General features: G+C 43.5%; 3 protein-coding genes. 2 read left to right on the forward strand and 1 reads right to left on the reverse strand.

The features are described 5' to 3' along the window. Positions 1-134 precede the first annotated feature (134 nt). Both CAG68_RS07680 and yegS read left to right on the forward strand, forming a co-directional pair. Entirely contained in the window at positions 135-1,040 is a 906-nt protein-coding gene (locus CAG68_RS07680) for a LysR family transcriptional regulator (RefSeq protein WP_025767852.1), read from the forward strand. An 8-nt stretch (positions 1,041-1,048) separates the two neighbouring features. Then, positions 1,049-1,951 carry a lipid kinase YegS gene (gene yegS, locus CAG68_RS07685; RefSeq protein WP_161440977.1) on the forward strand — a complete coding sequence of 301 codons (903 nt, stop codon included), beginning with the start codon at positions 1,049-1,051 and terminating at the stop codon, positions 1,949-1,951. 81 nt (positions 1,952-2,032) lie between these two features. Here the strand turns inward: yegS and CAG68_RS07690 are convergent, their stop codons facing one another. After that, the gene (locus tag CAG68_RS07690; protein WP_005376539.1) at positions 2,033-2,368 is read right to left on the reverse strand and encodes a YgiW/YdeI family stress tolerance OB fold protein; all 336 of its coding nucleotides are present in this window, start codon (positions 2,366-2,368) and stop codon (positions 2,033-2,035) included. Positions 2,369-2,378 lie beyond the last annotated feature (10 nt).

Below are 2,378 nucleotides of genomic sequence, written 5' to 3' on the forward strand. Positions count from 1 at the left end.
GTGAATGAAGTGCGTCAAAATTGAGTTAAAACTCATTAAAACAAGCGATACCGCCCATTTATTGCACTTGGCTACGTGAAGGATCATGCTGTTAGATTAAAATAGAGAAAGTGACTTTTGAAAAATTTAATAGCATGAAACCGACCGACCTTAATCTTATTCCCATTTTCACTGCCATCTATGAAGAGCGTAACTTGTCTCGGGCGGCGTCGCGTTTAAACATCACCCAGCCTGCGGTGAGTAAAGCGCTTGCAAGGCTACGTGATATCTACGATGACCCATTGTTTCATCGTTGCGTTAAAGGTGTCGAGCCTACCTCGTTTGCGATGGATATTTATCCTGCTCTTCTAGCTTCAGTACAAAATTTCACTTCGACATTATCGGCCTCTAGTGAGTTTGACCCTAAAGTGTCGAATAGAGTGTTTTCTATTGCCTGTGTGTCCGTTGCAAGCTTTGAGTTGCTACCTCAAGTCATGAAACAAATCCGTGTGTCGGCACCAAATGTTGCATTAGAAGTACATCCGCTTTTTACGGAAGATTTTGAAAGTGATCTGAGGTTACAACGATACGATTTGATCATTGATATCACACCAAGAGCAAGAACGGTGCTAAAACTGGAAACTGTACTTACGGAGCGTTTGGTGGTGGTATGTAGCGAAGCGCATCCACGCCTGAATGACGAGATTACGGCTGAACAATTTTTTGAAGAAGAACACGTAGTGGTTTCGCAGTGGCAGAGTCGTAAGAGCTTGTTAAACGCCGATGACATTGTCGACTTGGATAAGAGAAAGATTAAGTATCGAGCCTCAGGCGTACTAGAAATGCTCCCAATTATTTGTGGTAGTGAATACATTGGTTTAATGCCAGAGTCGATGATCAACTTGTTCAATAACACCTATCATGTTAAATCTTTATCAATGCCATTTGATGAACAAATGTATGAGCTTTGCACAATCTGGCATCCTAGTCGCACAAACGACAGCGCCCATCAGTGGTTGCGTTCACAGATTAAGCAAGCAGGAAAAGTCATCAACCAATAGGAAGTGCAATGAAAAAGACAATACGTGCCATCCTTAACGGAAAAAAAGCTGGGAATCCAGAGTTAAGAGATGCAATCATGAAAATGAGAGAAAAAGGCATCGACGTACAGGTGCGTGTGACGTGGGAATCTCAAGACATGCCGCGGCTAGTTAAAGAAGCGGTTGATGAAGGCATTGAACGTATTGTTGTCGCTGGTGGCGATGGGACCGTCAATGAGGCGGCTTCTGCGATTATTCAAATTGACAAAGAAAAACGCCCTGAGTTAGCCATTATTCCCCTTGGTACCGCCAATGACTTTGCTACCGCTATTCAAGTACCTAATTCCATTAAGGCGTCTTTATCTCTTGCTGTTGAGGGGAAGTCCGCTTTGGTCGATTGCGTCAAAGCGAACGATCGCTGCTTTATTAACGTGGCAACAGCAGGGTTTGGCGCAGAAGTTACAGCAGAAACGCCTGTTGAACTCAAAAACTTTCTTGGCGGCGGAGCTTACACGTTAACTGGTGTTATAAAAGCACTTGGCTTTAAACCATATGACGGAACAATAAAGATTGAAGGTGGCGCGTATCAGGGAGAAATGTTGCTCGGTGCGTTTTGTAATGGGCGCCTTGCTGGAGGTGGGCAAGAGTTAGCTCCAAAAGCGATGATTAATGATGGGATGATGGATCTAACATTGGTGCGCCCATTTTTACCTCATGAGCTGCCTAAAGTAATCGACGAGATCAATAACCCGAGTGAGAAAGGAGAGTTTGTGAAGTACACTAAAGCAAGCTGGTTGGAGATAGATTTTCCGAATCCATTGCCTCTTAATTTAGATGGAGAACCTTATCATTCGAGAACCATTAGATTTGATGTTCAGCCTAAGAGTATACGATTAGTCGTACCGCAAGATTGCCCTTGCTTGACTAGCTAAACGAGCGTTTTCCATGATTATTGCGTAACACAGCCACTAAAATGTGGCTGTGTTATTTGCGTTGAGGTATTAGTCAACTTCTTAACGTTTTTGAATGGTCTCAACGTCTATTTGCGTAGTTGTCCAATCTGAATCAACCTCTCCTCGAATCATTACGGTATCTTTTGGTGTCACTTCTTGACCCATCCAATCTTCGTTGTCGATCTCTACTTCGATCTCACCAGTGTTGTCTTTGAACAAGTAAGTCTCGTTACCAAATGATTGAACAATATGCCCGGTTAGCACTACAGCGCTGTCGTCGGTTGCGTTGCGCGCCTCTTTCACCGTATTGATTGCACTGACTTCTGGACCATTAAACGCGGCGAAAACCGAGCTTGAAAGTAGGGCAAGCATGGATGTTAACAATACTCTTTTCATTATCATCTCC

This window comes from Vibrio sp. V42_P2S4T144, assembly GCF_009904715.1.
GTDB lineage: Bacteria > Pseudomonadota > Gammaproteobacteria > Enterobacterales > Vibrionaceae > Vibrio > Vibrio alginolyticus.

Bases quoted from the DNA above. Each gene is read 5' to 3' on its own strand.
- CAG68_RS07680 (WP_025767852.1), top strand. From the start codon at position 135: ATGAAACCGACCGACCTTAATCTTATTCCCATTTTCACTGCCATCTAT.
- yegS (WP_161440977.1), top strand. From the start codon at position 1,049: ATGAAAAAGACAATACGTGCCATCCTTAACGGAAAAAAAGCTGGGAAT.
- CAG68_RS07690 (WP_005376539.1), bottom strand. From the start codon at position 2,368: ATGAAAAGAGTATTGTTAACATCCATGCTTGCCCTACTTTCAAGCTCG.